Origin of the sequence: Bernardetia sp. MNP-M8, assembly GCF_037126285.1 — a bacterium.
In the GTDB taxonomy this organism is placed as follows: domain Bacteria; phylum Bacteroidota; class Bacteroidia; order Cytophagales; family Bernardetiaceae; genus Bernardetia.
In genome coordinates, this window is the sequence record NZ_CP147012.1 from 130,628 (window position 1) to 155,719 (window position 25,092).

At 30.7% G+C, this 25,092-nt stretch carries 29 protein-coding genes; 15 read left to right on the forward strand and 14 right to left on the reverse strand.

Annotated elements, in window-relative coordinates; all coding sequences use genetic code 11:
* Positions 1 to 238: 238 nt before the first annotated feature.
* The 4 genes from V9L04_RS00550 to V9L04_RS00565 all read left to right on the forward strand — a co-directional run bounded on the left by V9L04_RS00550 (position 239) and on the right by V9L04_RS00565 (position 3,203).
* Complete coding sequence (locus V9L04_RS00550) at positions 239 to 667, forward strand: STAS/SEC14 domain-containing protein (RefSeq protein ID WP_338792106.1); 429 nt, start codon at positions 239 to 241, stop codon at positions 665 to 667.
* 201 nt (positions 668 to 868) lie between these two features.
* Positions 869 to 1,693 carry a hypothetical protein gene (locus V9L04_RS00555; protein WP_338792107.1) on the forward strand — a complete coding sequence of 275 codons (825 nt, stop codon included), beginning with the start codon at positions 869 to 871 and terminating at the stop codon, positions 1,691 to 1,693.
* A 555-nt stretch (positions 1,694 to 2,248) separates the two neighbouring features.
* The gene (locus tag V9L04_RS00560) at positions 2,249 to 2,731 is read left to right on the forward strand and encodes a polymer-forming cytoskeletal protein (RefSeq protein ID WP_338792108.1); all 483 of its coding nucleotides are present in this window, start codon (positions 2,249 to 2,251) and stop codon (positions 2,729 to 2,731) included.
* A complete protein-coding gene (locus V9L04_RS00565) occupies positions 2,679 to 3,203 on the forward strand; it encodes an AtpZ/AtpI family protein (RefSeq protein WP_338792109.1) in 525 nt (174 codons plus the stop codon). Before V9L04_RS00560 ends, V9L04_RS00565 begins: the two co-directional genes overlap by 53 nt.
* A 49-nt stretch (positions 3,204 to 3,252) precedes the next feature.
* Here the strand turns inward: V9L04_RS00565 and V9L04_RS00570 are convergent, their stop codons facing one another.
* Positions 3,253 to 3,813, reverse strand: a complete 561-nt coding sequence (locus tag V9L04_RS00570) for a redoxin domain-containing protein (RefSeq protein WP_338792110.1) — start codon at positions 3,811 to 3,813, stop codon at positions 3,253 to 3,255.
* A 102-nt stretch (positions 3,814 to 3,915) separates the two neighbouring features.
* A complete protein-coding gene (locus V9L04_RS00575) occupies positions 3,916 to 4,458 on the reverse strand; it encodes a redoxin domain-containing protein (RefSeq protein ID WP_338792111.1) in 543 nt (180 codons plus the stop codon).
* 278 nt (positions 4,459 to 4,736) lie between these two features.
* Here V9L04_RS00575 and V9L04_RS00580 point away from each other — a divergent pair, with 278 nt between their 5' ends.
* Together V9L04_RS00580 and V9L04_RS00585 are read left to right on the forward strand one after the other, a co-directional pair.
* On the forward strand, positions 4,737 to 5,108 hold the full coding sequence (locus V9L04_RS00580) for a hypothetical protein (protein ID WP_338792112.1): 372 nt from the start codon (positions 4,737 to 4,739) through the stop codon (positions 5,106 to 5,108).
* 113 nt (positions 5,109 to 5,221) lie between these two features.
* Entirely contained in the window at positions 5,222 to 7,042 is a 1,821-nt protein-coding gene (locus V9L04_RS00585; RefSeq protein WP_338792113.1) for a caspase family protein, read from the forward strand.
* 79 nt (positions 7,043 to 7,121) lie between these two features.
* Here V9L04_RS00585 and V9L04_RS00590 read toward each other — a convergent pair whose 3' ends face one another.
* Together V9L04_RS00590 and V9L04_RS00595 are read right to left on the reverse strand one after the other, a co-directional pair.
* Entirely contained in the window at positions 7,122 to 8,108 is a 987-nt protein-coding gene (locus V9L04_RS00590) for a hypothetical protein (RefSeq protein WP_338792114.1), read from the reverse strand.
* 84 nt (positions 8,109 to 8,192) lie between these two features.
* Positions 8,193 to 8,861 (reverse strand): hypothetical protein, encoded by a 669-nt coding sequence (locus tag V9L04_RS00595; protein WP_338792115.1) that lies wholly within the window; start codon positions 8,859 to 8,861, stop codon positions 8,193 to 8,195.
* Between the two features lie 135 nt (positions 8,862 to 8,996).
* Between V9L04_RS00595 and V9L04_RS00600 the strand changes: the two genes are divergently transcribed.
* Positions 8,997 to 10,064 (forward strand): transposase, encoded by a 1,068-nt coding sequence (locus tag V9L04_RS00600; RefSeq protein ID WP_338791501.1) that lies wholly within the window; start codon positions 8,997 to 8,999, stop codon positions 10,062 to 10,064.
* A gap of 121 nt (positions 10,065 to 10,185) precedes the next feature.
* On the opposite strand, the gene V9L04_RS00605 is transcribed toward V9L04_RS00600, so the two are convergent.
* Positions 10,186 to 10,842 carry a hypothetical protein gene (locus tag V9L04_RS00605; protein WP_338792116.1) on the reverse strand — a complete coding sequence of 219 codons (657 nt, stop codon included), beginning with the start codon at positions 10,840 to 10,842 and terminating at the stop codon, positions 10,186 to 10,188.
* Positions 10,843 to 10,976: 134 nt separating this feature from the next.
* Positions 10,977 to 11,750 carry an AMP nucleosidase gene (locus V9L04_RS00610; protein WP_338794224.1) on the reverse strand — a complete coding sequence of 258 codons (774 nt, stop codon included), beginning with the start codon at positions 11,748 to 11,750 and terminating at the stop codon, positions 10,977 to 10,979.
* Positions 11,751 to 11,902: 152 nt separating this feature from the next.
* Here V9L04_RS00610 and V9L04_RS00615 point away from each other — a divergent pair, with 152 nt between their 5' ends.
* The 3 genes from V9L04_RS00615 (at position 11,903) to V9L04_RS00625 (ending at position 14,133) form a co-directional block, all read left to right on the forward strand.
* Positions 11,903 to 12,397 carry a type I restriction enzyme HsdR N-terminal domain-containing protein gene (locus V9L04_RS00615; protein WP_338792117.1) on the forward strand — a complete coding sequence of 165 codons (495 nt, stop codon included), beginning with the start codon at positions 11,903 to 11,905 and terminating at the stop codon, positions 12,395 to 12,397.
* A 36-nt stretch (positions 12,398 to 12,433) separates the two neighbouring features.
* Positions 12,434 to 13,189 (forward strand): hypothetical protein, encoded by a 756-nt coding sequence (locus tag V9L04_RS00620; protein WP_338792118.1) that lies wholly within the window; start codon positions 12,434 to 12,436, stop codon positions 13,187 to 13,189.
* 98 nt (positions 13,190 to 13,287) lie between these two features.
* Complete coding sequence (locus V9L04_RS00625; protein WP_338792119.1) at positions 13,288 to 14,133, forward strand: class I SAM-dependent methyltransferase; 846 nt, start codon at positions 13,288 to 13,290, stop codon at positions 14,131 to 14,133.
* A 75-nt stretch (positions 14,134 to 14,208) separates the two neighbouring features.
* Here the strand turns inward: V9L04_RS00625 and V9L04_RS00630 are convergent, their stop codons facing one another.
* Positions 14,209 to 14,517: a hypothetical protein gene (locus V9L04_RS00630; protein ID WP_338792120.1), complete on the reverse strand. Its 309-nt coding sequence runs from the start codon at positions 14,515 to 14,517 to the stop codon at positions 14,209 to 14,211.
* A gap of 89 nt (positions 14,518 to 14,606) precedes the next feature.
* The gene (locus V9L04_RS00635) at positions 14,607 to 14,984 is read right to left on the reverse strand and encodes an OmpA family protein (protein WP_338792121.1); all 378 of its coding nucleotides are present in this window, start codon (positions 14,982 to 14,984) and stop codon (positions 14,607 to 14,609) included.
* Positions 14,985 to 15,207: 223 nt separating this feature from the next.
* On the opposite strand from V9L04_RS00635, the gene sdaAA reads away from it, so the two are divergent.
* The 5 genes from sdaAA to V9L04_RS00660 all read left to right on the forward strand — a co-directional run bounded on the left by sdaAA (position 15,208) and on the right by V9L04_RS00660 (position 18,456).
* On the forward strand, positions 15,208 to 16,116 hold the full coding sequence (gene sdaAA, locus V9L04_RS00640; protein ID WP_338792122.1) for an L-serine ammonia-lyase, iron-sulfur-dependent, subunit alpha: 909 nt from the start codon (positions 15,208 to 15,210) through the stop codon (positions 16,114 to 16,116).
* Between the two features lie 73 nt (positions 16,117 to 16,189).
* A complete protein-coding gene (locus V9L04_RS00645) occupies positions 16,190 to 16,765 on the forward strand; it encodes a DUF6702 family protein (RefSeq protein ID WP_338792123.1) in 576 nt (191 codons plus the stop codon).
* 141 nt (positions 16,766 to 16,906) lie between these two features.
* Positions 16,907 to 17,515, forward strand: a complete 609-nt coding sequence (locus V9L04_RS00650; protein ID WP_338792124.1) for a DUF4231 domain-containing protein — start codon at positions 16,907 to 16,909, stop codon at positions 17,513 to 17,515.
* A gap of 36 nt (positions 17,516 to 17,551) precedes the next feature.
* The gene (locus V9L04_RS00655) at positions 17,552 to 17,977 is read left to right on the forward strand and encodes a nucleoside 2-deoxyribosyltransferase domain-containing protein (RefSeq protein WP_338792125.1); all 426 of its coding nucleotides are present in this window, start codon (positions 17,552 to 17,554) and stop codon (positions 17,975 to 17,977) included.
* Between the two features lie 8 nt (positions 17,978 to 17,985).
* Positions 17,986 to 18,456 (forward strand): DUF5362 family protein, encoded by a 471-nt coding sequence (locus V9L04_RS00660; RefSeq protein WP_338792126.1) that lies wholly within the window; start codon positions 17,986 to 17,988, stop codon positions 18,454 to 18,456.
* Between the two features lie 8 nt (positions 18,457 to 18,464).
* Here V9L04_RS00660 and V9L04_RS00665 read toward each other — a convergent pair whose 3' ends face one another.
* The 6 genes from V9L04_RS00665 to lpdA form a co-directional block, all read right to left on the reverse strand.
* Entirely contained in the window at positions 18,465 to 19,154 is a 690-nt protein-coding gene (locus V9L04_RS00665; RefSeq protein WP_338792127.1) for a hypothetical protein, read from the reverse strand.
* Between the two features lie 66 nt (positions 19,155 to 19,220).
* Entirely contained in the window at positions 19,221 to 20,285 is a 1,065-nt protein-coding gene (locus V9L04_RS00670) for an AI-2E family transporter (protein ID WP_338792128.1), read from the reverse strand.
* A 140-nt stretch (positions 20,286 to 20,425) separates the two neighbouring features.
* Complete coding sequence (locus V9L04_RS00675) at positions 20,426 to 21,241, reverse strand: patatin-like phospholipase family protein (RefSeq protein ID WP_338792129.1); 816 nt, start codon at positions 21,239 to 21,241, stop codon at positions 20,426 to 20,428.
* A gap of 159 nt (positions 21,242 to 21,400) precedes the next feature.
* Complete coding sequence (locus V9L04_RS00680; protein ID WP_338792130.1) at positions 21,401 to 22,270, reverse strand: universal stress protein; 870 nt, start codon at positions 22,268 to 22,270, stop codon at positions 21,401 to 21,403.
* A 433-nt stretch (positions 22,271 to 22,703) separates the two neighbouring features.
* The gene (locus V9L04_RS00685; RefSeq protein ID WP_338792131.1) at positions 22,704 to 23,447 is read right to left on the reverse strand and encodes a hypothetical protein; all 744 of its coding nucleotides are present in this window, start codon (positions 23,445 to 23,447) and stop codon (positions 22,704 to 22,706) included.
* Positions 23,448 to 23,585: 138 nt separating this feature from the next.
* Positions 23,586 to 25,001: a dihydrolipoyl dehydrogenase gene (gene lpdA / locus V9L04_RS00690; RefSeq protein WP_338792132.1), complete on the reverse strand. Its 1,416-nt coding sequence runs from the start codon at positions 24,999 to 25,001 to the stop codon at positions 23,586 to 23,588.
* Positions 25,002 to 25,092 lie beyond the last annotated feature (91 nt).

The following is a 25,092-nucleotide window of genomic DNA, read 5'->3' on the forward strand; positions in this document are numbered from 1 at the left end:
AAATCAGTTTGTACGTTTGGTTGGATAATGGTTATTAGCAAAACAGTTTCAAAACTACTAAAAAAAAGGATTCTATTTTAGAAAAAATGGAAAAAATTAAAATTAAAATGAAAAGCACTACAAATTTGATTGTGCTTTATGTAGAAAAACCAAATTTGATTTATTTTTTTCGTATATTTTCTAACTTTAACCTAACACTATCATTTTATCTAACTTTACCCCCAAATAAAATTAAAATATGCATCTACTTTATCAAAGTGTCGATGAATGTGCTAGTTCTTATATTGATACAGAAACAAATTACTATCTTATTCGATTACAAAAAAAAGTAACCGAAGAAGATTACAAAGCTGCCTATTCTGCTATATTAGAAAGTAGTGAAACAAAACCGTATAGAAAAATTATTCTCTCTGTAGTAGACGATAAAAACTTTCCACTTTCTGTTCCTTTTTCAGCTCGCAGTTGGTTTGCTTCTTATTTTGCGCCTAAATTTTATGCGATGGCAGAGAAAGATGTAACTGTAGGAATAGTAAAGCCTAAAACTAAGTTTCAAGAAAACATGATGAATGTTATTTTAGGTGTAGTTGATAAAGCCAACATAAAAATAAATGCCGAATATTTTGAAAGTGAAGAAGAAGCTAGAGAATGGATAAAAAATGCTGCCTAACTTTATTTAAAAAACAGATTCAAATAACCACACGGTATTTTAAATCTGTTTTTTATTTCTAGGATAAGGAAAAAAAATTTTATTTTTTTAGATTTTGCCACAAAGATTGTTTAGTCTTCGTAGTTATTTAAATTTACTAAGTAATTATTTATTCTTTTAAGAAAAAATAAATTACACTACAATATTTAAATAAAAAACAATATGAATTTTATATACTTAAAAAACAATTGTATTTATTTCATTTCAACTTTAACAATATTCTTTTTTTATTTTACAAATAGCTATGCTCAAGTAGATGTAATAGAAGATGAGTATGAGTACGATACAATTATTATAAAAAGAAAAGTAAAGCAACAATTTATTTATTCTAATTATAAAAAATCTGACCTAGATTTTTATCTTTCTCCTATTGCTCTTCTAGAACCTTTTGCAACAGTTTATTTTGGAACAGAATATTTTTTAGAAGATAAAATTTCTCTTTATACAGACATAGGATATATCCTAAACTTCAGAAAAGAAAGAAATCTAGAAAATAGTGGAATTCCTTTACCTCATTCTAATTATCCTAGTTACGTTATAAAACCTGAAATACGATTTTATACAACAAACAATCCTCAAAAGGCTTCCTATCACGCCATAAAATTTATGTTTCGAAATATGAATTATAAGGAGAAACAAATAGTATATGATGAATATTTTTTTGATCCAACAACGCAAAGTTGGACAGTGGCAGGAGCTAGTTATGAATCAGATTATAGAGTCAGAAGGCGTTCTATAGGAATACAATATAGTAAAGGTTGGAAAGGAAAGTTCGTCAAGACATGGACAAGCAACTTTTATTTTGGGGTAGGTGCAAGACTTATTTCAAATAAACTCATAGATAAACGTCCAACTCCCTTTACTGATGATTGGATAGAATTGGGATTAGAATTTTTAGATTTAGAAAGACAGTACAAACTTTTTTCTATGGATATTTCGGTTGGTGTAAGAATCGGAACTAAACTCAAAGCAAGAGCAGCTAACTAAAAGCTATTCTTGTTTAGTAGTCTCAGAATACAATTTAAAAAAAGTCTTTTGCAAAAAAACGTAAAAGACTTTTTTTGCTAGACAGAATGTAGATTAATGGTAAATTGGTGTAAAAAATAAAATAGCAGATAACTGGTGTTTCCCCGACGACATAGATTATTGCCAATCCCAAGTTTACTTAGAATTACTCAGAAGTAATTAGTATGCAGAGCGAATTTTGAGCATTTTTTTATAATAAATTCCTTTAATACAAGAATTATTTGTATTTTTAAAATAAAAGAGACAAATTGCCTTTCTATTTCAGTGCAGAACAGCAAATTATTCTACCACAATTTTAATAAAAAACAGTTATTTGTTTGCAAAAAATCAAATTTATATATTTTATAAAAACTCGTGTGATTTGATTACATTTGCAAAATATAAACATAGAGACTATCCTACATAAATAATAGATTATAAAAAAATTTACACAGAATTGATTTAAAGGTTAATTAAGCAAACAGAATAGCAAAAGCTATCTTGTACAAATCATTAAAATAAAAAATATTTATGGCTATGTTCCAATCGAAAAAACAAACAGTAGGCTCAACAGAGGTAGAAGCAAACAATATTATAGGTAAAGGCACTAAAATTATAGGTGACCTGATAACACAAGGAAATATTCGAATTGATGGAGAAATCAACGGAAATATCACATCCAAATCTAAAGTAGCTTTAGGAAGTGGATCAAACCTAAAGGGAAATCTTGTATCTAGTAATGCAGAAATAGAAGGCGAAGTTACAGGAAATCTTTTTATTGCTGAACTGCTTATCTTGAAAGCAAATGCTGTTATTAATGGTGATGTTTGTGCGCTGCGCATGATAACTGAACCAGGTGCTAAAATAAATGGTCAGTGCAAAGTAGGAGAAGCTCCAAAAGTAACAACCTCATTACAAAATCCAACTCTAAATAGCTCTTCTAATTCTGGAATAAACGGTAAAAAGAATGAACGACAAATCGAACAAAAATCAGAACGAGAACTTCAAACCTCAAGATAATTCAAACTCATCAGATAAATTCTCTGATTTAGAAGATAAATTTCATAGACAATTGAAAGAAACTGAAGATAAATTAGATAGGGAATTTGAAGAAGAATTGAATAAAAATTTTAATACTGATACCGATAAGATTAGCAAAACAATTTCTGTAGAAAATATAGAACCTGTTCCTACTTTTAAAAACTCTTATACAGAAAAATTAGATGTTGCTTCTAAAAAAAGAGAAGATGCTCTAAAAAAAGGATCTAATAAATACATCAAATACTCTAGTATTGGAATGGAGATGATAGGTTCTGTAATTTTAGGAGGTTTTGGAGGAAATTGGTTAGATAAAAAATTAGAGTTTAGCTTTCCTTTCTTTACAATCACACTCATTTTACTTGGTTTAACAGCTACGTTTGCACATCTTATTATGCAACTCAATACTGACAGAAAAGCTGAGGAAGAGCAAGCTAAAAGGTCTAAAAAATAAATCAAAGAATGATTTATTTTTTGGACTTTTTCATTTGATTATTTTTATATTATTTATTTCCAAAAACAAGTTCTTCTATTTGATTAAATGGCAAGTGGTCTGGAATATCTTTTCCATAATGTGCTTTTATAATATTCAGATTTTCATCTACTAAAAAGTCAGCTGGAATAGAATGAATTTGAGTTTCACCAGAATCTATTTCATAACCTTTTTCAACTAGTTTGGAATGAATAGCCATTTGTTCTTTTGAATTAATAGTGGCATTAAATTTTTCAGCAGAAACTTCTGTACCATATTTTCGATAGGTTGCTCTTCCAAAGTCTGCAATAATCGGAATAGGAGAAACTCCTTGATGAAAAGAGCTACGCAAGACTATGTCTTTTTTTGCTTCCAAAAAGAAAATCATTTCCAAACTATCTTTCCATTGGTCATTTTTAGCTGTCAATTGATGAATTCGAAAATTACAAAAAGGGCAAGCTACATTTCTAAAAAAAGAAATCAATATTTTTTTGCCTTTGTTTTTATAAGCTGACAAATCGATTTCTCTATCATAAATATCAGTCAAGCAAAATAAAGGAGCTGGCTGACCAGTTTCTAAACGGTTAGACATAAGTTTTTTTTAAAGTAAAAGGAATTAAAATCTAAAGTAAATACTAAGTGAGTACGGCAATTGTTTATTCGTAAAAATAAAGACAAAAATGAGTTTAACTTTCTATAAAACAGCTTCTATTCTTTCAAAAGGCAAATGGTCGGCTGCACTAGCACCATAATAGACTTCTATGATATTTAGATTCTCATCTAATAAAAAATCAGCTGGAATAGTTCTCGTCAATCCCTCACCAGAATCTACAGCCAGCCCCATTTCTTTGGCTGTCTTGAATGTGGTTCTATGTTTTGCAGAAAGCAAAGTTCCATAAAATTTGAAAGTAGATTTTTCTATTCCATATTCTTGATAGAGAACCTTTTTTTCATCACTAATAATTGGAATAGGAGAAACATCTTGATGAAATGTGCTACGCAAAACAACATCTTTTTTAGATTCTAAGAAAAAAATCATTTCTAGCTTGTCTTTCCATTTTTCTTTTTTTCTTGTCAATTGATGAATTCTAAAATTACAAAATGGGCAAGCTACATTTCTGAAAAAAGAAATCAAGATTTTTTTATTTTTGTCCTTATAGGAAGATAAATCTATTTTTCTGCCATAAATATCTTCTAAAGAAAACAAAGGTGCAGTTTGACCAGCTTTTAAACGCATAATAAATATTTTTGGAGAGTCATATCTAAACAATTCAGCAAAATAACGTATTTAGACCAGTTTTGGTTACTTGGTTAGCTGATATGTATTAATTATTCTTTTATTCTTAACAAATTATAGGTTTCGAAGTTTTTACACTTTACTCTTTTGTCAAAATAGCTTATTATTGCACTCTTTTTTTTATATATTGCGTTTTAAATCCTTTCCCTAAAGAAGAAATGGATTTATAAAAGTTATTTTGTTTTTTTTATTACTTCATTTAATCTAAAATACTCTTTATGAATACTCTAAAAATCCACGTTTTGGCAGACGAAGAAAGTAGCAAAGAAGCTAAAAATCTAAAAATTTGGTTAGAAAATGATGAAGATTTGGATTATCAAAAAATAAATCAAGAACGTGCAGAACTGAAAGAAGACGAAGCAGGAGGAGCTATGGAAGCTACTTTAGCTGTTGTTTTGGGTGCACCAGCCGTGGTTCAACTTGTAAAAGCTCTACAAACTTGGTTTACACAAAAAGGACAAACCAAAAGAGGAGAAGAAATAACAGTTGAGTTTGAAAAAGCAGATGGAACAAAATTTAAAGTAAATGCAAAACAGCTTAATGACCAATCAGCAGACCTTATTAGAGAACTAGCTTCTCTTTCAAAATAATTTTTTTTATTTAAACACAGGGTTCACAGAGGAACGCAGAGAATACTTTTTTTAAATTCACTATAATTGTATTTTAATTCTGACTTCTAAATTCTAAATTCTTACTTTATTTCATGAGGTTAATAGACGCAGCAAAGACACAAGCCGTTTTGATAGGCATTAGCAGTTATACTGCTGATGAGTCACTGCATGACCTTGCTGCTGCCAAAACCAATGTCGACAAACTTGAAAAAGTGCTTGCCTCGCCTACTGTTGGAATAAACAAGGAGAACATCACGACACTTCATAATGCAGCTCAACCTCAAGAAATTTTGCGAGTAATCAAAACAGCAGCTCAAAATGCTCAAAAAAGCTTGGTTATTTATTATTCTGGACACGGAATTTTGGATGAGGATTTTAATCTTTATTTAAGTACAACTGAAACCAAAGTAGAAGATATTTTTTTTACAGGTGTTTCGATTGATGCCATTAATAGAGTTATTCAGAAAGAAAGATTATTGGTTGTTTTGGTATTGGATGCATGTTTTAGTGAAAAAGCATTTGAGCAGTTTCGAAAAACTAATTTTTATGTTTTGGCTTCTTCTAAGAAAAATACTCCGTCAAAATATCCTCCAGCAGAAGAATATTCAGCTTTTACAAGTGAGTTTATAAATATCTTAGAAAATGGAATTAATATTCGCAAAACAGAACTTGCCTTGCGTGATATTTATCTTCAATTAGAAAAAAATCTGACTTCAAAAGGTTTTCCTCAACCTCGCCAAGTAAATACAAATTTGGTTCAGGAACTTATTTTCGCCAAAAATAATTCGAATACAGTTGTTCCTTCTACACAGCTTAATAGAAATATAATTTTACCTGTTTTTTATGCTGTTGCTAAATATAGAAACCTACAAATCGGAACAGTTGTAGAAGAAGGAGATTTAGAAATCGAAAATCCATTTGCTGATGATGAGTTGAGTTCTTATTTTGAAGATGATGAAGGCGATACAAATTATACAGAAAACCTTCAACTAACTCAACGAGCCAATCAGATTGTACGTTATTTTCCTTTATTCATAGCCGAAGAACTCAAACGACTTTTTGCGCCTTCGCCTTCTGAACAAGAGCGAAATTTAGGTAGAATAAATCAGATTTTGCGTACTTATTTTGCTACCATGCGTTATATGGCATATCTACTTTTGGCTGAACTTTGGGACGAAAAAGTAAAACATTCTATTTCGCTCTCTACTACTTTCAGTTCTCTTTTTAAGGAAATAGATAATCCTACACCTTCATTATATTTACCTTTAGTAGAGGAAATTTTGGAGTTATTTTTAAAAAATAATAGAATACCTTATATTTCAGAACTTCAAGAATGGAAAAAAGAATTTGAGGAAACAAAATTTCAAGATGCCTATCATTCTTTAGAGAGTTTGTATCAAAATTGGCGTACACAAGCAGCTACATGGAATAATGAAATGATTGAAAATCAATGTTTAGATGCTGAAAATCATTTGACTATTATTTTAGAACAATTAGCTTTCCTGACTAACTACGAACTCATTTCTATCAGAAGTATTCGTGTTATTAAGCTCAAAAACAGTAAAGCTAACTTTGTTCATTCCTTGAATCATCTTTTTGCTGACACCAACCAATCTGGACAAATCAAAAAAGAACCTTTGAGTTATTATACGGATAGTCATTCGGTCTGTATTACCAAACAAACCAATCTACAAGAAGAAATACTAAACCTTTCGCCCTTATTTTTTGATAAAAATACGTACACCAATAATATTCCTAGCATTTATTTTTATGAACGAAAAGATAATATTACTGGAGGTTATTTGTATCGCCCAACTTTTTCAAGAGATGTAGCTGCCGAACCTTTGGCATCTACAAGTGGAGATATTCGTCTTTTAGAGCTTTTTGAAGCATTTAAGAAAAGTCTTTCTTGATTTTTTTGCTCTGTGTCGTCGGTGAGACACCGACAACGGCAAGTTTCAAGCGTCCGACGCTTCAAACAGCTATTATAATTTAATATTCGTTTTTATAAATTTTACCTTCAGCTTGATATTTTGCCATCAATTCTTCTTGTTTTTTGGTGTTTTTATTTTTGATAGCCTCATAATAAGGTTTTATGATAGCAGCCGTTTCTGTATCTGAATAACTACTTGTAACAGTTTGATAAGCTTCTTGAAAATCTTGAGTTATTTCTTTGGTTTGATAATCAAAAAGTGGTGTGTTATCCATTCCTTCTAAAAGATAGGTTAGATATATTTTTTTAGAACCTTTCAATTCGTCCATTAATTCAGAATAAAAATCAGGATTTTCTTTTATAAAATTCTCTGCCCAAATTATACGTTCTGCCAAACGAGTAGGTGAAATAATCAAACCTCCATCACTTGCAAACATTTCTTTTGCTTCTTTATTTTTCTGAACAAGATATTTTTGTAGTGGTTCAGAAATTTTGTCATAAAAATATTCTTTTAGAAAATCTCTATTTTGAAGGATAAAAGTTGAGCCTTCTACCATTCCAATTCCGAAACCATGACTAGCAAGTTCTTTATGATAAGCCATTATTTCAGGTGAAGCATCTTTTCCATCATTATAGCCATTATATATTCCTGCAATTTGGTCATATTTATCATATTGCCCACTTTGTTCTCCATTTTTGTAGTGTTGCTCATCCAAATTATAGGCAAGAGAAGTATATAATTTATCAAAAATCAGAAAACCTTCATCAGCTTGTTCAGGTGTAGCAGAGGCATATAATTCTTGAAATTTTTCAGCAGCCTGTTTGGAAGAACTCATTTTTGTTGTGTCTAAAGCAGATACAAAAGTCTGATATTCTTCTGATGGATTAACTATTTCAACTACTGTTTCAGTTTCTACAGTTACAGAGTCTGTTTCATTACTTTCAGTAGCTTCTTTTTGGTCAGTTCCTCCACACGAAAATAATAAACCACTTGAAAAAGTAAGTAGCAATAGAAAAAATACAGAATATAAATTGGTAGTTTTCATAAATAAAGTAGTTAGTTGAGAAAATCGGTATTTTTAAAGATAAAGAATAAAATTTTGAATAAGCTGTTTGAAGGATTTTAGAATTTATCTTTCAAAAGATTCTAGAGTATAATCAAAGCGATAAATTGCAGGAAAGCATAAACCTTCAAGTTCTCCTTCAAAATTCATTCTTTGTAAAGAACATCTATCAATTACAATCATCCACTTTGACGTTGGATTTTTTTTAAATAACTCTCTTATTTCAAACCACTCCTGTTGAGTAAGTTGCTGTTTTCTATCTGTGAATAAATTATCTACTACCAGCTCTCTATCTTTATATAATTGTGCTATAAAAGTAAATTGATAACGAGCATCCAAAGGACAATTTTTAAGAAAATTCTTATCTGGAATTACATCTACTCGTAACCTTCTAGGAAATTTATCTTTAGTAAGAATACATTTTATTTCAGGTGCAGGAACTAGTTTTACATTATATTTTCTACTAAAAAGCTCTTTTCCATTATACAAAACTTGTAAGGTAGATTTGGCAGAATGAGGAATAAGAATAATTTTAGAAACTGAATTTATTATTATTCCTCCTCCCTTTACTTCAAAAGTAATCTTTGTAGTATCTATATCTTTTGGATAATTAATAATGACTTCATTTGCACATTTCAAATACAAACTTCTCTTTGTAGAATCTATTTGAGCAGTCACAAAATGAGAACAAACAAAATAAGAAAGGAAGAAAATAATAAAAATTTTGATATTCATTTCAAAGATTCTTTAAATGAGAAGATACAATTAGAGACATAAATTAAATAGACTGCTATTTTAAAATTATTAACTGGAGTTACGCAGCTATTTTTTGTTTTGTCTAATTAGGTTTAAATTAGCAAAAAAAACGTTATGAACAACTATTTAGGCAATTTGTATAGTAGCTATTTATTAGCTAGTAGTGGTCAGATTACTTGTACAGGTTTATCGTCTATTTTAGATAATGAAATTAGTCATGACGAGTTTACTCGTTTTTTAAATGATTCTATCGGCTCTCATGAGCTTTGGTTAAAGGTAAAACCTACTGTTCGTTCTTTGTCCACTTGTCATTCAGACGGTGTTCTGATTTTAGATGACCACATTGAAGAAAAACAGTATATGCAAGAAAACGCTTTGATTAGCTGGCATTATGATCATAGTTTAAAACGTAGTGTAAAAGGGATTAATCAGCTAAGTGTCTTATTTGAATGTGGTGGTTTTTCTATTCCAGTAGGATTTGATTTTGTTCACAAAACAGAATATTATGAAAATAAAGGCGTAGTAAAAAGAAGAAGTCCAGAGAATAAAAATTCTAAGTTTCGTAAGTTGGTAAGTCAAGCGATGTATAATCAAATCAACTTTGAGTTTGTATTAGCCGATTCTTGGTTTTGTTCTGCTGAAAATATGAAGTGGGTAAAACAGACCCACAAAAAGAATTTCATATTTGCTATCAAAAAAAATAGAAAAGTAGCTTTAAGCCTAGCAGAGAAGCAAAAAGGTCATTATCAAGCCTTATCTGAACTCATTATAGAAGATAAGACTACCCAAACGGTGTATCTAAAAGGAGTAGATTTTCCACTCTCTTTAGTGAAACAAGTCTTTAAAAACAAAGATGAAAGTGAAGGTTGTTTATATCTAGTATGTAGTAAAGAAGGGCTTGATTTTTCTCAAATCACTACAATCTACAAAAGAAGGTGGAAAGTAGAGGAGCATCATCGTTCTATAAAATCTAATTTGAATTATGCAAAATCTCCTGCTCATAAAGCTAACACACAACAAAATCATTGTATTATGTGCTTATTTGCGTTTTATGAATGGGAATGTATTGCTAAAACCATCAAAACAAATCAAACAGCTCTAAAACAAAAAATTTATATCAAGGCTATAAAAGTAGCTTTTGACAATGTGCAAAAACTCAAACAAAAATATATTCCTGCGTAACTACAGTTATTAATTGTTTTATAATCAACAAGTTGTGATCGTAATTGACTTGTATTGTGTTTCAATTCGTAATTTTTAATTAGCTTCGCTGCTTTAACAGGTCGTAATTCGTAATTGATATTTACCTATTCACTCTCCAAAAATAATTTAATTTCTTAAAAAAGCCATCCCAGTTTCTGCCTTTGTCTTCTATAAAAAAAGTATGAATAGCATTACTTTTCATATAAATCTCTAACTGATAACGTCCTTTGACTCCATAATAAAAAAGCAGTAAACCAACAGCTCCTAATCCCATTCCAATCCAAAGATTCAAAGAACCTTTCAGACTTGCAACAATAGAAAAAGCTCCTCCAATTCCCCCCAAAAGCAAAGGAAACATCAAACGTTTGTAACGAAGTTCTATTTTTTCAACTTGAGAAAGAATAAAACGTTTTTGTTTTCCTTCTCGCTTATAAATTAGCGTTTTGTTTGTGAGTGTCCAACGAGAAATTAAATCGGTCTGAATTGTTGCCTGTTCTTGTTCTGGAAAAGCAATCCAAAAAGGACTAAAACTAGCCGTTTGTTCAAATTGGGGAATAGAAACCGTTTTTGGAGAAATCAGCTCAGAATTTAAGCTAGGAAGAGACACAGAATAAGAAGGTTCTGAAAAATATTTTTTCCTTTTATTGTTTCGAACTAAAAAATCCTTAGAAATAGAAGAAGAATTTGCTAAAACTTCTTTATTTTCTAAAGGATTTTTCTTAGACTGTAAAAATTTAAAAAATGATAAAATACTCAAAGTAATTGTGAATGGTAAATTGTAAGGTTGTTGGTGTCGCTTCGCTAAAACACCAACAACGGCATTAAATTAAAATGATTTTTTGTGTAATTGTATTCCCCAATTCCCAATTCCTATTTCCTAGTCTCCAAAAATTACTCAAATCTCATGTGTTTCATCGATTCGCCTGATTTTGCAATACGTTGTAATGTTTCAATTCCAACTTGCAAATGACGTTCTGCAAATAATGATGTAACTGAGGAGTCACTTTTTGAAGTCTTTACTCCTTCTGGAATCATTGGATTATCTGATACCATAAGTAGCGCACCACGAGGAATTTCATTGACAAAACCAACTGTAAAAATGGTAGCTGTTTCCATATCAATTGCCATTACACGCATATCTTCCAAGTATTTTTTAAAACCTGTATCGTGTTCCCAAACTCTACGGTTTGTTGTATAAACTGTTCCTGTATAGTAATCCAATTGATGATTTCGGATAACAATAGAAGCCGATTTGTGAATACGGAAAGAAGGCAAAGCAGGAACTTCATTTGGTAAATAATCGTTACTTGTGCCTTCACCACGAATAGCAGCAATAGGTAAGACAAAACTTCCTAGTTCATTTTTTTTCTTTAAGCCTCCACATTTTCCCAAAAACAACAAGGCTTTTATCTCAATAGCAGAAAGTAAATCCATAACTGTTGCAGCCATAGCACTTCCCATTCCAAAATTGATAATCGTAATATTATCAGCTGTTGCTGTTTGCATAGGCTTATCTCTTCCATTTACTTCTACGCCAAAACGCTCAGCAAATTTTTCTACATAACCAATAAAATTGGTAAGTAAAATAAATTCACCAAAATCCTCTAACTTGCGTCCTGTATAACGTGGCAACCAGTCTTTGACAATATTTTCTTTCTTAGACATGTCGTGTTGCGAGTGATCTTCTTCATACGAAGTCGTATAATTTTTTCCCAATGTAGTTGTGTGTTTAAGTTATTAATTATTTAATTTTTATTGCTTTATAGCTATTCTAAAGAATTTAATTTTCAAAATTACATATAAATCCTTATAAAATAGTGCAAAATATATTCCCCAAACTCAATATTCCTTCTTTTGAAGCCAAAATCAAGCAAGTAGAAAGTAATACTGACAAACTTACCGATAAGATTAAAGATAAATCTACTAAAAAATATCAAATTTTTGATATAATAAGAAAAAAATGGATTTTACTTACTCCTGAAGAGTGGGTTCGTCAGCATGTCATTCATTTTCTACTTTCTCAAAATTACTCTAAAAACTTAATGCAAATAGAAAGTGAACATCATTTTCAAGAGCGTAGGAAACGAACTGATATTTTGGTTTTTGATAGAACTGGAAATCCTTTTTTGGTTGTGGAATGTAAAGCTGCTCATATTCCACTTTCTTCGAATGTTTTTTCACAAGTTGCTGTTTATAATTATTGTATTGATGCGCCTTTTGTCATGATAACCAACGGAATGCAATTAGGAGTTTTTGAAAAAACTACTGCTACAAATTCTTATAAAATGATTAAAGATTTACCTATTTTTTAGATTTACAAAAATTAATTCTTCTAAATTTTCGTTTTTATGAAAGATGCTCAAAAAACTAAAACTTCTTATTCTACTTGGATTTGGTTAGTAGCCATAATTCTATTTTGGATTGGATTAGCAAAAGGAATTCCTATTTTACTAAGTCATTTCGCTGATACAGAAGTCAAACAAATCTTATTGCCTTTTCAAAATGAATATTTTTCGTGGTGGGCATACTTTAAAACAGATTCGTATATTTTTCTCAACGCTCCTTTAGTTCGTGCAAATAGTAGTTGGCGACTATTTTTTGCATTTATTATTTGGCTTGTCTTGATGACACTTATTTATATTCCTTTTTCAGCTTTTAAGAATAATAAAGTAACTGATACTATTTTTAGAAGCATTGTTTGGATTTTATTTTTTGTAATCACTTTAGCTGTTTATTTTTTACCCTTGCGAGAAACCATCATTAACACAACTAATAAAGTCTTTTTTGTAAGAGAACAACCATTTACAAAAGCTATAAAAATCAATTTTTCGGAAATAACAGAATTACAATTTGAAACAAAACGAACTTCAACAGCAGATGAAAATTATTATCTGATTACCTTAGAAGTTTATGTTGCACAACAAAATGGAACAAAAATAAAATTAGGAGAACGTCCTTTGCAAGAAATTGATATTAGAAAAGATAACGAAAGAGAATTGTATAGAAGAGAACCTGCACCCAAAAAAACATTAGATTACATAAAAAATTTAGAGCTAAAATTGAATGAAATTGTTGGAATAAAGAAGCAAAATAACCTTTACTAATTTTTAATAAAAATGATTTAGTTATAATTCCGTATTTTTGCATAAAATTTCAATTCGTAATTTGAATACTTATTTATTCATAAAGAAAAAGCTGTTTTATGGCAATTAGCAATACAGAATTAGAGCAACAAGGAAAACATGAAGACCTTCACAAAAGAGAAGCTGATTTTCATGACGATTGGGCAACTTCCGAAGACCTTGCAGAAATAGATGTAGTAGCACTTTTTGAAGGACTTTGTGCCATCGAAAATCGTTATATGATTGAGCAAATGGGCAATCTGCAAGGTAAAAAAATACTTGATGTTGGTGCAGGATTGGGCGAAAGCTCAGTTTATTTTGCTATGCAAGGCGCAGAAGTGACCTATACAGATATTTCTCCACAAATGGGCGAACTTGCAAAAGAGTTAGCCAAACAATATGGAGTAAAAATTAATGTTGTGATTTCTCCTGCCGAAAAAATGGTTTTTGAGAAAGATTATTTTGATATTGTCTATTGTGCAAACCTAATGCACCACGTTCCTGAATCTGAACATACTATTTGGTTAGAAAATATACATCAGTTTTTACGAAAGGGTGGAAAACTCTATACGTGGGATCCAATAAAATATAATCCTGTCATTAATGTTTATCGAAAAATGGCAATGGATGTCAGAACGATTGATGAAATGCCTCTGGGTTTTGATATTCTAAAAAAATATAAAGCTACTTTTTCCAATGTTCATCACAAAGAATTTTGGCTTTCTACACTTTGGTTATTTTTATATTATTATTTGATAAAGCGTTACAATCCTAATAAAGTGCGTTATTGGAAACGCATTTATAAAGAAAATGAAAAAACAATCGGCTGGTGGTTTAAGCCTCTTTCAGCGTTAGATAATTTTTTATTAAAAATTCCTCTAATAAATAGATTAGCTTGGAATATTGTCATTGTTGCTGAAAAGTAATTTGTGGTATAACTTCACTTATTTTTTAAAGCAGAATATAATTCGATTTATGTTCTGCTTTGTTTTGTTATAAAATTACTCTTCGCATGTCCATTCAAGAACGCAGACATAGAAATTAAAACTCTCATCAACTTTAATTTCGTCTATATATAAACCAGCATCATCAATAGCTATATCAAAATTATATTTTTTCAAACTTTCTATCAAATTTTCATTTTCAAAGCTTTCTTTTAAATATTTAGCATCAATAAGCACATTGTTAAGATCCAAAAATCTAAAACTATATTTCAAAACCTGTTCAAGATTCGAATAATTGCCTCTAGTAGGAAAAATAATCAATTCTGTATTTTCTAAAAAATAGTATTCCGTATCCAACCTTTCCACAACTTTCAATAAGGAATCATAAGTATTTACTTTATAAAAAACATACGTTTTGTAGTTTGGAGTAATAGGAAAAGTTTCTACTCTTCTATTTATACTTGATTTGCTTTATTCGGAACTCCATTAATATCACTAGGTACAGTTGGTCTATTTTTTCCATAAGAATAAATGGGCATTCTACACTTCGAAATTCCTCTTTGAGATAAATAATATTGACAATTATGCGCCCTTTCCCAACCTAAGCGAATAGCATCTAAGGAATCTTTACATTCATATTTATCAGCAAAGCCACTTATTTTTATATTGACAAAAGGATGTTCTTTGAGATAAACAACTACTTTATTCAACTCCCTTTTTGCATCTTCATTCAATTCTGTTTCGCCTGTTTTGAAATGTTGGTGGTCAATCCAAGTAGCAAAGCACAAATAACTACAAAAACAAAACAGAAAAGTCAGAATACATTTTTTCATTTTGAAGAATTTTTAATGATGAAAGCTACTTTGCAAATATAAAAAATCAAAACCAATTTCATTTTGTTATACGAATGGATAGAAATTTGGTAAATTAGCTTATTATTAAATGCTAAACCGTCGTTGCCGTCAAACGAGGATTTTTAAATTTATAAACCTCAACGACGACAACACCTCTTTGATGGTTCATCATATAGAATACACAACACAAAAAAATAAAATTATGTCATTACTATTCGATTCATTTAAAGACTGGCAAAACCATTGTGAAACTAATAACGAACCTTTATATAAATCTGTTTTAGATTACGAAACTCAGCTTAGAGGAAAAGCCGAAACGCAGATTTTTGAAAACCTTAGTAAAGCCTTTGGTGTGATGAAAGATGCTGTCGAAACAGGTCTGAAAGAAGAAATGATTTCTCGTTCTGGAATGATAAACAATGGTGCAAAAAAAGTTTATCGCTACCCTACGCCTGTTTTATCGTTAGAATTTCAACATTTGATAGCTCGTGCGTTAGCTGCAAAAGAGGTTAATTCGTGTATGGGACGTATTGTAGCTGCACCAACAGCTGGAGCTTCAGGTATCTTACCTGGAACGCTTTACACTTTGCAGGAAATTCATGGAATAGAAGAACATAAAATCTTAGAAGGACTTTTGGTAGCTGCTGGAATTGCACTTATTATCGAACAAAATGCTTCTTTGGCTGGTGCTGTCGGTGGTTGTCAGGCCGAAACAGGAAGTGCTGCTGCAATGGCTTCAGGTGCAATGGTATATTGTTTGGGAGGAGATATAAATCAAGTTTTTGGAGCTGTGGCAATTACAATTCAATGTATGCTTGGTTTGGTTTGCGACCCTGTGGCTGGTTTGGTGGAAGTTCCTTGTGTAGTCAGAAATGCAAGTGCTGCTGCTATTGCTTTTTCTTCGGCTCAAATTTCGCTGGCTAATGTAAATGCTGTTATTCCTGTTGATGAATGTGTCGCTGCGATGGGCGAAATTGGACAAAGTATGGAAGCAAGATATAAAGAAACGGCTTTGGGAGGTCTTGCAGCAACTTCTACTGGTCAGCAAATTTCAAAGCGTGTCTTGATTCATGATATTGAAATGCTTCCTGATGAGGAAGAAGAAAATTAGAAATTACGGATTACGGAAATTAGTTTTTCCTTTTAGTAGTAGCAAATTTAGTTTTATAATTTTAAATAAAAACATGTCAAAAAATCAGCATTCAAAGAAACACAGTCGTTGTTGGTGTTCTTACCAACGACATTTATACACTATTTTATTCCTAACTTTTTGTCTTTTCTCATTCGTTCCAAAACACGCTATTCATTTGAGCATTACAGAAATGGATTTTAAAGAAAAAGGTGAAAAAACAGAAATTCAAATCTCTCATAAAATTTTTATAGATGACTTGGAAAATGCACTTCGAAAGAATTATAAAACTATTTTTGAAAAATCTAAACCAAACCTTTCTACCAAAACACAACACAAAGAAGCCAAAAAATATATTTATGAGTATCTAAAAAAGGTAGTTGATATAACTATTAATTCTCAAAAAACAGAGATAAATTATATTGGGCTAGAGTTTGAAGGAGATGTAGTTTGGATATATGGAACTTTGGAAAAAGAAAATTCAAGTGAAAAAGAATCTATTTCTATAAAAAATATGATTTTGATGGATTTATTTAATGACCAAAGAAATATGCTTTATATGACTAAAGAAAAAACGAAAGAGTTTCTAAATTTTACAAATGATGAACGTAGTCAAACAATAAAATTTTAAAATATCTGCTAAAATTTATTTTTTTTAAGTAAATAGAAATGTAAATTGGTTTTTGATTTTATTTTTTGATATATTTTGATTGTCAAAACTCACACTATGAAGTAAATAACTAACTACTTATCACTACTAACTATTTTTTTTATGGAAAATAATTCCTCTTCTACTGAAAAAAACTCTTCAAAAGCTAATTTTTCTGGACAAGCCTATAATCACAATCCATTAGAAAGAACAATTTTTTACGAAAATGATGAAGAATATATCAATGAACGGCTGATTGACCAAATGAACTGGTATGATAGAAAAAGTAGCGAGAACAAAAAAAAATATAAGCGTATAAAAAGAGCTGAAGCTATCATTGCAGCTCTTATTCCTGTCGTAATTACTTTTGGAGCATTCAAAATTGTTCAAGAAAATGATTTGGGTGTTTATTTGCAAGTGGTTGCTGCATTAGCTGGTGTTGCTTTAGTAATTATGAATAGCTTTTTAGAATTGGATGAACATCACAAACTTTGGAAAGAATACCGAGTAACGTGCGAAATGATGCGCCATGAGCGTTATATGTACATGACACGCAGTGAGCCGTATGATGAAGCTGATGCTTTTCCTCGTTTGGTAGAAAAAATTGAAGCTATTTTGAACTCTGAAACACAGCGTTGGAAACAAATAGATAAGAAAACAGATAAAAAACAAAAAAATCCTGCCTTACAAGAAGATAATGAAAACATAACTCGTGAAAAGAAATTATCTTAAATTAATTAGTAATTTATTTTTTTAAATTATAAGAAAATGCCAAAAGTATTTTTAGGAGGAACTGTAAATGGTTCGAAATGGAGAAACTATGTAATGCCTCGCCTACATATAGATTATTTTGACCCTGTGGTGGAAGAATGGAACGATGAAGCCTACCAAAAAGAGCTACACGAAAGAGAACATTGTGAATACTGTCTGTATGTACTTACTCCAATGATGAAAGGAGTTTATTCGGTGGCAGAAGTAGTAGATGACTCAAATAAGAGACCTAAAAAAACTCTTTTTTGTTTTCTGACAAAAGACGGAGATAAAGAATTTGATGCTGTACAAATAAAATCTATGAATGCTGTTACTAAAATGGTAATTGCTAATGGTGCAAAGCATTTTGAAAACTTAGATGAAGTAATTTCATTTCTCAATACTGCACCTAGAAAAATTAGACACGCTTCTCCAACCTATTAAAAAAAAACATGCAAAACGATAATTTTTTAGATAAAGATTCTTTTTATTCAGAAACAGGATTTCAAATTACTAACCGTTCGAAAAATTTTCTTGCTACGGCAGCTTTTTGGGGAAAAATAGTAGCCATCTTGGGATTTTTGTTTACAGCTCTTATGGTTTTGATTATTGTAGCTGTTTTTTTTACAGACTCATCTGATATTAATCAAGAATTCGGAAATTTTGGACTTGTTAGTACAAAAATAGGCATCGTACTAATTTATTTTTTAACTGCCTTGGCTTATCTTATTCCATCTTTGTATCTATTTTTCTTTGCTCAGAAAACACAAGAATCGATACGTCATTCGGACAATAAAGCCTTAGAAGAAGGATTTAAAAACTTAAAATCACTTTTCAAATTTGCAGGAATCATCACACTTCTTACTTTAGTTTTGTTTGGTCTTGTTCTTGTATTTTTTATGTTTGTAGGAGCAAGCATGTAAAATTATATTTACACTTTTTTCTTATCAAAAAGATTTACTTTTCCTTTCTTGAATTGCATAGCATATAAATAACTACCTATTTCAAAAATTCCATAAAATGGAGAAGATTCTGTTTCCAAATCTGTTGGAAACCATTCTTTTTTAATTTCATTATTTGGTAGAAGAAATAATCCTTCTTGTGTTCCATTTGTACCAAAACTTTCCAAGTCTCCTTTCCAAAACTTTGAATTTAGTTCAGTTTCTAGTTTTTGGTTTACTTCTCTTATATTTTTGGTAGGCATTCCAATTTCATTTACACAAAGGATTTGAGATAAATCAAATTCTTTCTTAGCTGTTTCATTTTTTAGGTCATAACGAACAATAAACTCTGCAATATTTCCAGCACCATCATAAAAATAAATAGAATCAGCATTCCAACTCTCAAAACGTTGAATAATCCTTTTATCTTCAATTTTTATAATATCTAACCTACTACTCAACCATTTTATGGCTGCTTCCAACTGATTAGAGGGAATAAGAAAGCAATAATGATAAATATGCTTTTGTTCACTAGCTTCGAAAGTAATTTTGGTAAAACCTATCTGTAGAGTAAAATTTCTAATACTCGTTTTGCTTATTTCGAAACCAAGAGTTTTTTTATAAAAATAAAGTTGTTCTGTTAATTGGTTTGTAAATAGTGTGATTTCTTTAATTTTCATAAAATGGAGGATTTGATTGAAGCTGTTTACTAGTAAACTTCAAAATAGTTATTTTATTTAATCCAATCAATAACTTTCAATTTTCTCCTCTTTATTTTTAGCTAATAAAAATCCATACGCTTCAAGTCCGTTTATATGCGTAAAAATCACTTTTAAAACACCTGTTACAGGAAGCGCAATTACAGCACCTACTACTCCCCAAAGAGCTGAAAAAACAACTACTCCAAAAATAGTAGCAAATGGATTTAAGTCTATTTCGTCGCCAACAATCCAAGGTGTAAGAATATAGCTTTCCAATATTTGAGCTATCACAAGCACGCCCAAAACAATAAGACCAGAAGTCAAACCAGAATACAAAGAAGCTAAAACAAGAGCAGAACCACCTCCAATAATATTTCCAACATAAGGAATAATAGAGAATAAAGCTGCAAAAAGAGCCAAAAACAACGCATAAGGAACATTTCCTATCAAAAAACCAATATAATACATGACAAATAAAATTGTCATGATTTTACCTTTTCCTATTAAATAATTACTAACTGTTTCACCTGATTCTTTAACAATTTCTCTCATGGCTGATAACTCTGTAGAAGGAGTGAGTGTATAGAAAAAACCCTGCAACATCTTTTTTTGCATCAATAGTAAAACAATATAGATAAGAATAATAAAAGATTGAGAAAGAAGAGTCACTAAAGACTCAGCCATTTTTTTACCGTAGCCTTTCAATTGATCTTTGAAGGATTCAGAATTAGAAGCCATTCTGATAGGATTGAAACCCAAATTTTGCTCAGACCAACTTTCCATTTTATCTATTTTTTGAGTAGACTTTTTTTGAATCTCTTCCCAATCTTCTGAAATATTTTCTACTCGGTTGGTCACAACTGCACTTATCGCAACACCAGTAGTTATCAATAAAACCATAGAACAAGTAATAGCCAACCACTTCGGAAACTTCCATTTTTGCATAAAAAATTCGTTAGGCTTATCCAAAACAGTAGCCAAAATGATAGCTAGAAAAAGAGGTAATAAAACAGAAGAAGCAAAATAACAAATTGCCACAACAGCAATCGAAACAACAAGAACTTTTAAAAAATGATTTGTAGAAATAGTGAGTTTGAGAGAATTATTCATAGCAAAAAATGTTTCCTAATAAATTGTGAAAGTTAAAAAAATGGGAAGCTACACTATAAACAAACCCTAAAAAGCAATATTGTTTAGTATTTGCTTTGAAATAAAGGATTAAAAAAAATAAATTCTATCAAAAAGACAAATTAAATACTTTGAATATTAAATTTATTTAAATATTTAATTGTATAGTCATATCCAATTTGAAATGGTATATCTATTTTTAGATTAGAGAATTTTACATCTGCAACAGCAGCAGGTTCTAAAAATAAATCACATTTTTTTTGTTCTTCTTTCAATGTAAATACAGCTAATGACTGAAAATATCTTTCGATGACAGAACGAGTGGAAGTAGGAATAAAATTCTCAGAAAGAGGATTCGAATGAATTCCAATTATAAAATAATCTGATTCGTTTTCCATATTATTACTTGGAAAAAAGTTTCTAATAGGCATATTCTCTAACAAACCACTATCTACATAATCGTATTTTCCAATTCTGATAGGTGCAAAAACAGCAGGAATAGACATGGTAGCCATTAGAGGAGTAATTAAATCTCCTGATTCGAAGTAATGAACTTTTGCATCTTGCAAACAAAAGGCAGAAAGCATAAAAGGAGTTTTAAGTTCTTCAAAAGTCTTGGGAAGATACTTAGTGAATAATCTCCCAAATTGTTTAATAGATACAAGTCCGTTTTCTTCCCATGTTGGTCTAACCCATTTCATAATTTTTTCTTTCTTCAAAATTTGAATAATTTCATCAGTAGAATATCCTGCTGCCCACATTGCTCCTAGTATTCCCCCCATACTAACACCACTTATTTTTTGAGGATAAATTCCTTTTTCTTCTAGTGCTTTCCAAATTCCTAAATGCACTAATGCACGTCCACCACCACCAGAAAGAACAATTCCGATAGGTTTTTGATTTGGATTGAATTGCTGTTTTGATTGATTTTCTGACATTTTAATAAAAATTTGAAGTTGATTCTTAAACGAACACTAAAGTATTTGGTACACTTTCTCACTCTAAAGGATGCGCTACATGAAAAACGCTTTACCTCTTTGAGATAAAGCGTTTTTTGATTAAAATGTTATGTTATTATTTCTATCAATAGTTTCTTTTTAATCTTGGCGAAAAACAAAAACAGGTATTTCAGAATGGTTAGCTACATTTTCAGCAATACTTCCCATCATAAATCTAGAAAAGCCTTTTCTTCCATGTGTTCCTAGCAAAATCATATCTGCTTTATTTTCTTCTGCAAAAGTCAGGATTCCTTCTTCTTCTGTATAGTAATTAAAGATATTCATTGTATAATCATCTTTCTCTAAATCTAAGTCTTTTGCAAACTCTCCCATTCTTTTTTGAGTTGTAGGAGTTGCTTCAAAAGTGCTTGGCGTAACAATATTTAAAAAGTGCATTGTACTTCCATATAACTTTTTGAAGACTGGAAACAACTTAGCTGCTTGTCCTCCCATTTCTGAAAAATCAGAAGCAAAAACAATATTACGAGGATTAAAATCCCCTTCATCATCTTTAATTACCAAGACAGGACAGCTCGCATTTCTGACTACTTTTTGTGTGTTCGAACCAATAAAAACCTCTCCCAAACCAGATGCTCCACTAGAACCCATTACAATCAAATCTACATCTGTACCTTCCACCACACTATAAATCTGACGATGTACTCTATCAAAAACTACCTTTTCAACAAACGTAATTTTAGGATATTTTTCTCTTGCTTCACGAAGTTTTCTTTTTGTTTCCTTCATTGTAAAGAGAATTAAAGGCATATCTTGTTCTGTCCCTCCTTCATGATTACCAAAAGTATCCAATGCTCTGCGATATTCAGGTTGTTGAGATTCTGGAACATCAATGATATGCAAAAGTGTAATTTTTCCATCACACTGATTGGCAATGTCAGCAGCAGCTTCTAAAGCAGCATTCGAACGAGGAGAAAAATCAATAGGAACGAGAATGTTTTTGAAAGACATAGTAATTTGGGTTTGAGTGAGTTGTATAAACTTTAAAATCTAAGATAATAAAATATCCGATTGCTTACTTTCTATAACGTAAAATTACTACTTTAGATACGCAAATTTATATGATTCTTACTTTGTCTTTTTATGATTTTTGTTAGGTTTTTATTGATATTCAACCATTAATGAGGCTTTGCCGTCGTTGAGGTAAATAATTAATACCTTGCTGCAAACTTTTTCCTATTCTTAAGCCAACCTCTTTTTACCCATTCTCTAATTATATTTTCAAAAGAATCGGAACTTTTGAAACCGTCTAAATCTCGTGGGAAAGTAGTCGCTATGTATTTACAACCAAAACAAATTTTCATAGCAAAAAAAGGCTTTCCATCTTAAAAAAAAATTACGATTTCTCTGAAAATTGGAATGCACAAAAGTCATTGTATCTTTATCATATTACAAAAGCATCCATATAGTTACTAACATAGTAAAGAACAATAAACCCAATTAAAATCAATACAGTTAGCCTAATTAAATGAAGTAAAATATTTATTAATAGATTACTTTTTGTCTTCTTGTCAATAAATGAATCTAGTCTGTTATTAATAATAAAAATAGGAATGCAGCAAAATAAAGAAAAAAGTAAAGAAGTTATGCTTTCAGTTTTATCCTCTCTTACTATCATTACGTTACTATCTATCTCTCCGTCCACAATTACTGAAGTTTCATTATTTCCTGCATACATCAATTGAACTTCAAAAGCATAATTACCATCAAAATAATCCCATTCAATCAATAAATCTTTACCTCTAGGAATTAATCTAAAATTTGCAGCTTCTGAACGCTGCTTTATTATTTTATAATCTAAAAATTTAGAACTATCTGAAACTGAAATTTTGAAAGGTTTTCTTATATCTTCTTTGTCAATTCCTTTACCTCCATCGTCCCATATAACCAAATTTGTTACGTAAACATTCTTATCTACAATAATAGAATCCTTAAACAGGAGTTTAATACTTGAAGAGGAGTTATCTTTATCAAAAATAATAGATGGTTCTTTTTTCACGGCATAAACAGGTTTTTTATCTTTTGAATATAAATGACTTGCATACATACTTGCTGGAATACCTAAAATCAAAAATATAATTCCAATTATTATATCCCTTTTAGTTAAATTTTTAATTGTTTCTATCATTTGTTTAATTATCACATGAACTCTTGTTAAGAATAATTAACGCAAAAACTAAATATTTGGTTTAAAAAATTAACAACAAAAAACTCCCTAAAAATAAAAGTAATTAGGGAGTTTATAGGTTATTCTAAAATTCTATTTTTACATATGCACAGCACGATTTTCAGTAGCTGCCAAACATGCTTCTTTTACAGCTTCCATATAGGTTGGGTGTGCATGGCTTTGTCTTGCAACATCTTCGGCTGATGCTCTGTATTCCATTGCTGTTACGCCTGTCGCTATCATATCGGCTGCTCTTGCACCTATGATGTGCATTCCTAATATTTCGTCTGTTTTTTCGTCTGCCAATACCTTTACAAGTCCATCAGTATCCATTGAAGCTCTTGCTCTTCCGAGTGCCATAAATGGAAACGAACCTGATTTGTATTTTCTACCCGATTCTTTGAGTTGTTCTTCTGTGTAGCCTACACTTGCTACTTCTGGCCATGTATAAACAACCCCTGGAATTAAAAGATAATTGATATGAGGTTTTTGTCCTGCCATAAGTTCGGCAACCATAACGCCTTCTTCTTCAGCTTTATGTGCGAGCATTGCGCCACGAACAACATCACCAATTGCATAAACGCCTTTTACTTCTGTTTCTAAATGATCATTTACTGCAATTGTTCCTCTTTTGTCAGTTTTGATACCAATATTTTCTAATCCTAAACCTTCTGTATAAGCCTGACGACCAACAGAAAGCAAGCAATAATCAGCTCTAAATTCTACTTCTTTGCCTTTTTTATCAACAGCTTTAATGACTACTTCGTCGCCATCTTGTTTTGCTTCTTCTACTTTGTGTTGTAAAAAGAACTTCATTTTGAGTGATTTTTTACTTACTCTTTCTAATTCTTTTCCCATTGTACTATCCATTGTTGGGATAATAGAAGGCATAAATTCGATAACAGAAACTTCTGTTCCTAAGCGAGCATACACAGACCCAAGTTCCATTCCGATTACTCCACCACCAATAACAATCATTTTTTTAGGAACTTCTTTCAATTCTAAGGCTTCTGTTGAAGTGATAAAACGTTTTTTGTCATAAGGAAAGAAAGGAAAAATAGTTGGTTTTGAGCCTGTTGCAATGATAACTTTATCGGTTTCGATTTTAGTTTCCTTGCCTTTTTCTTTACTATCTGTTGCTGTAACCTTGATATTGTTTTTGTCAATGAAAGAACCTACTCCTTGATAAACATCAATTTTATTTTTTTTCATCAAATAATCAACGCCATCACAAGTTTTCTTTACAACGCCACGTTTACGCTCAATCATTTGCTCAAAATTTACTTTTGGCTCATTGATATCGATTCCGTGTTCTTTAAAGTTTTTTTGAGCAGTATGGAAATGCTCTGAAGAATCTAAAAGTGCCTTTGAAGGAATACAGCCTACATTAAGACACGTTCCACCCAAAGTAGCATATTTTTCTATAATTGCAGTTTTGAGTCCTAACTGTGCTGCACGAATGGCAGCTACATAACCACCAGGACCTGAACCAATAATTGTTACGTCGTATTTCATCTATAAAAATGGATTAAAAAATAATTCTAGTTGTCTAAATTTATATATACGTAAAATTAACTGGTTTTTGTCAGTAATTCAAATCTTAAAT

Coding starts and splice junctions, on each gene's coding strand:
- V9L04_RS00635 (WP_338792121.1), bottom strand. CDS start 14,984: ATGAAAAAATGTATTCTGACTTTTCTGTTTTGTTTTTGTAGTTATTTG.
- V9L04_RS00675 (WP_338792129.1), bottom strand. CDS start 21,241: ATGTCAGAAAATCAATCAAAACAGCAATTCAATCCAAATCAAAAACCT.
- V9L04_RS00585 (WP_338792113.1), top strand. CDS start 5,222: ATGAGGTTAATAGACGCAGCAAAGACACAAGCCGTTTTGATAGGCATT.
- V9L04_RS00665 (WP_338792127.1), bottom strand. CDS start 19,154: ATGAAAATTAAAGAAATCACACTATTTACAAACCAATTAACAGAACAA.
- V9L04_RS00610 (WP_338794224.1), bottom strand. CDS start 11,750: ATGTCTAAGAAAGAAAATATTGTCAAAGACTGGTTGCCACGTTATACA.
- V9L04_RS00670 (WP_338792128.1), bottom strand. CDS start 20,285: ATGAATAATTCTCTCAAACTCACTATTTCTACAAATCATTTTTTAAAA.
- V9L04_RS00595 (WP_338792115.1), bottom strand. CDS start 8,861: ATGAATATCAAAATTTTTATTATTTTCTTCCTTTCTTATTTTGTTTGT.
- V9L04_RS00650 (WP_338792124.1), top strand. CDS start 16,907: ATGGAAAATAATTCCTCTTCTACTGAAAAAAACTCTTCAAAAGCTAAT.
- V9L04_RS00560 (WP_338792108.1), top strand. CDS start 2,249: ATGTTCCAATCGAAAAAACAAACAGTAGGCTCAACAGAGGTAGAAGCA.
- sdaAA (WP_338792122.1), top strand. CDS start 15,208: ATGTCATTACTATTCGATTCATTTAAAGACTGGCAAAACCATTGTGAA.
- V9L04_RS00620 (WP_338792118.1), top strand. CDS start 12,434: ATGAAAGATGCTCAAAAAACTAAAACTTCTTATTCTACTTGGATTTGG.
- V9L04_RS00575 (WP_338792111.1), bottom strand. CDS start 4,458: ATGCGTTTAAAAGCTGGTCAAACTGCACCTTTGTTTTCTTTAGAAGAT.
- V9L04_RS00550 (WP_338792106.1), top strand. CDS start 239: ATGCATCTACTTTATCAAAGTGTCGATGAATGTGCTAGTTCTTATATT.
- V9L04_RS00565 (WP_338792109.1), top strand. CDS start 2,679: ATGAACGACAAATCGAACAAAAATCAGAACGAGAACTTCAAACCTCAA.
- V9L04_RS00570 (WP_338792110.1), bottom strand. CDS start 3,813: ATGTCTAACCGTTTAGAAACTGGTCAGCCAGCTCCTTTATTTTGCTTG.
- V9L04_RS00555 (WP_338792107.1), top strand. CDS start 869: ATGAATTTTATATACTTAAAAAACAATTGTATTTATTTCATTTCAACT.
- V9L04_RS00580 (WP_338792112.1), top strand. CDS start 4,737: ATGAATACTCTAAAAATCCACGTTTTGGCAGACGAAGAAAGTAGCAAA.
- V9L04_RS00645 (WP_338792123.1), top strand. CDS start 16,190: ATGTCAAAAAATCAGCATTCAAAGAAACACAGTCGTTGTTGGTGTTCT.
- V9L04_RS00660 (WP_338792126.1), top strand. CDS start 17,986: ATGCAAAACGATAATTTTTTAGATAAAGATTCTTTTTATTCAGAAACA.
- V9L04_RS00680 (WP_338792130.1), bottom strand. CDS start 22,270: ATGTCTTTCAAAAACATTCTCGTTCCTATTGATTTTTCTCCTCGTTCG.
- lpdA (WP_338792132.1), bottom strand. CDS start 25,001: ATGAAATACGACGTAACAATTATTGGTTCAGGTCCTGGTGGTTATGTA.
- V9L04_RS00685 (WP_338792131.1), bottom strand. CDS start 23,447: ATGATAGAAACAATTAAAAATTTAACTAAAAGGGATATAATAATTGGA.
- V9L04_RS00600 (WP_338791501.1), top strand. CDS start 8,997: ATGAACAACTATTTAGGCAATTTGTATAGTAGCTATTTATTAGCTAGT.
- V9L04_RS00590 (WP_338792114.1), bottom strand. CDS start 8,108: ATGAAAACTACCAATTTATATTCTGTATTTTTTCTATTGCTACTTACT.
- V9L04_RS00625 (WP_338792119.1), top strand. CDS start 13,288: ATGGCAATTAGCAATACAGAATTAGAGCAACAAGGAAAACATGAAGAC.
- V9L04_RS00655 (WP_338792125.1), top strand. CDS start 17,552: ATGCCAAAAGTATTTTTAGGAGGAACTGTAAATGGTTCGAAATGGAGA.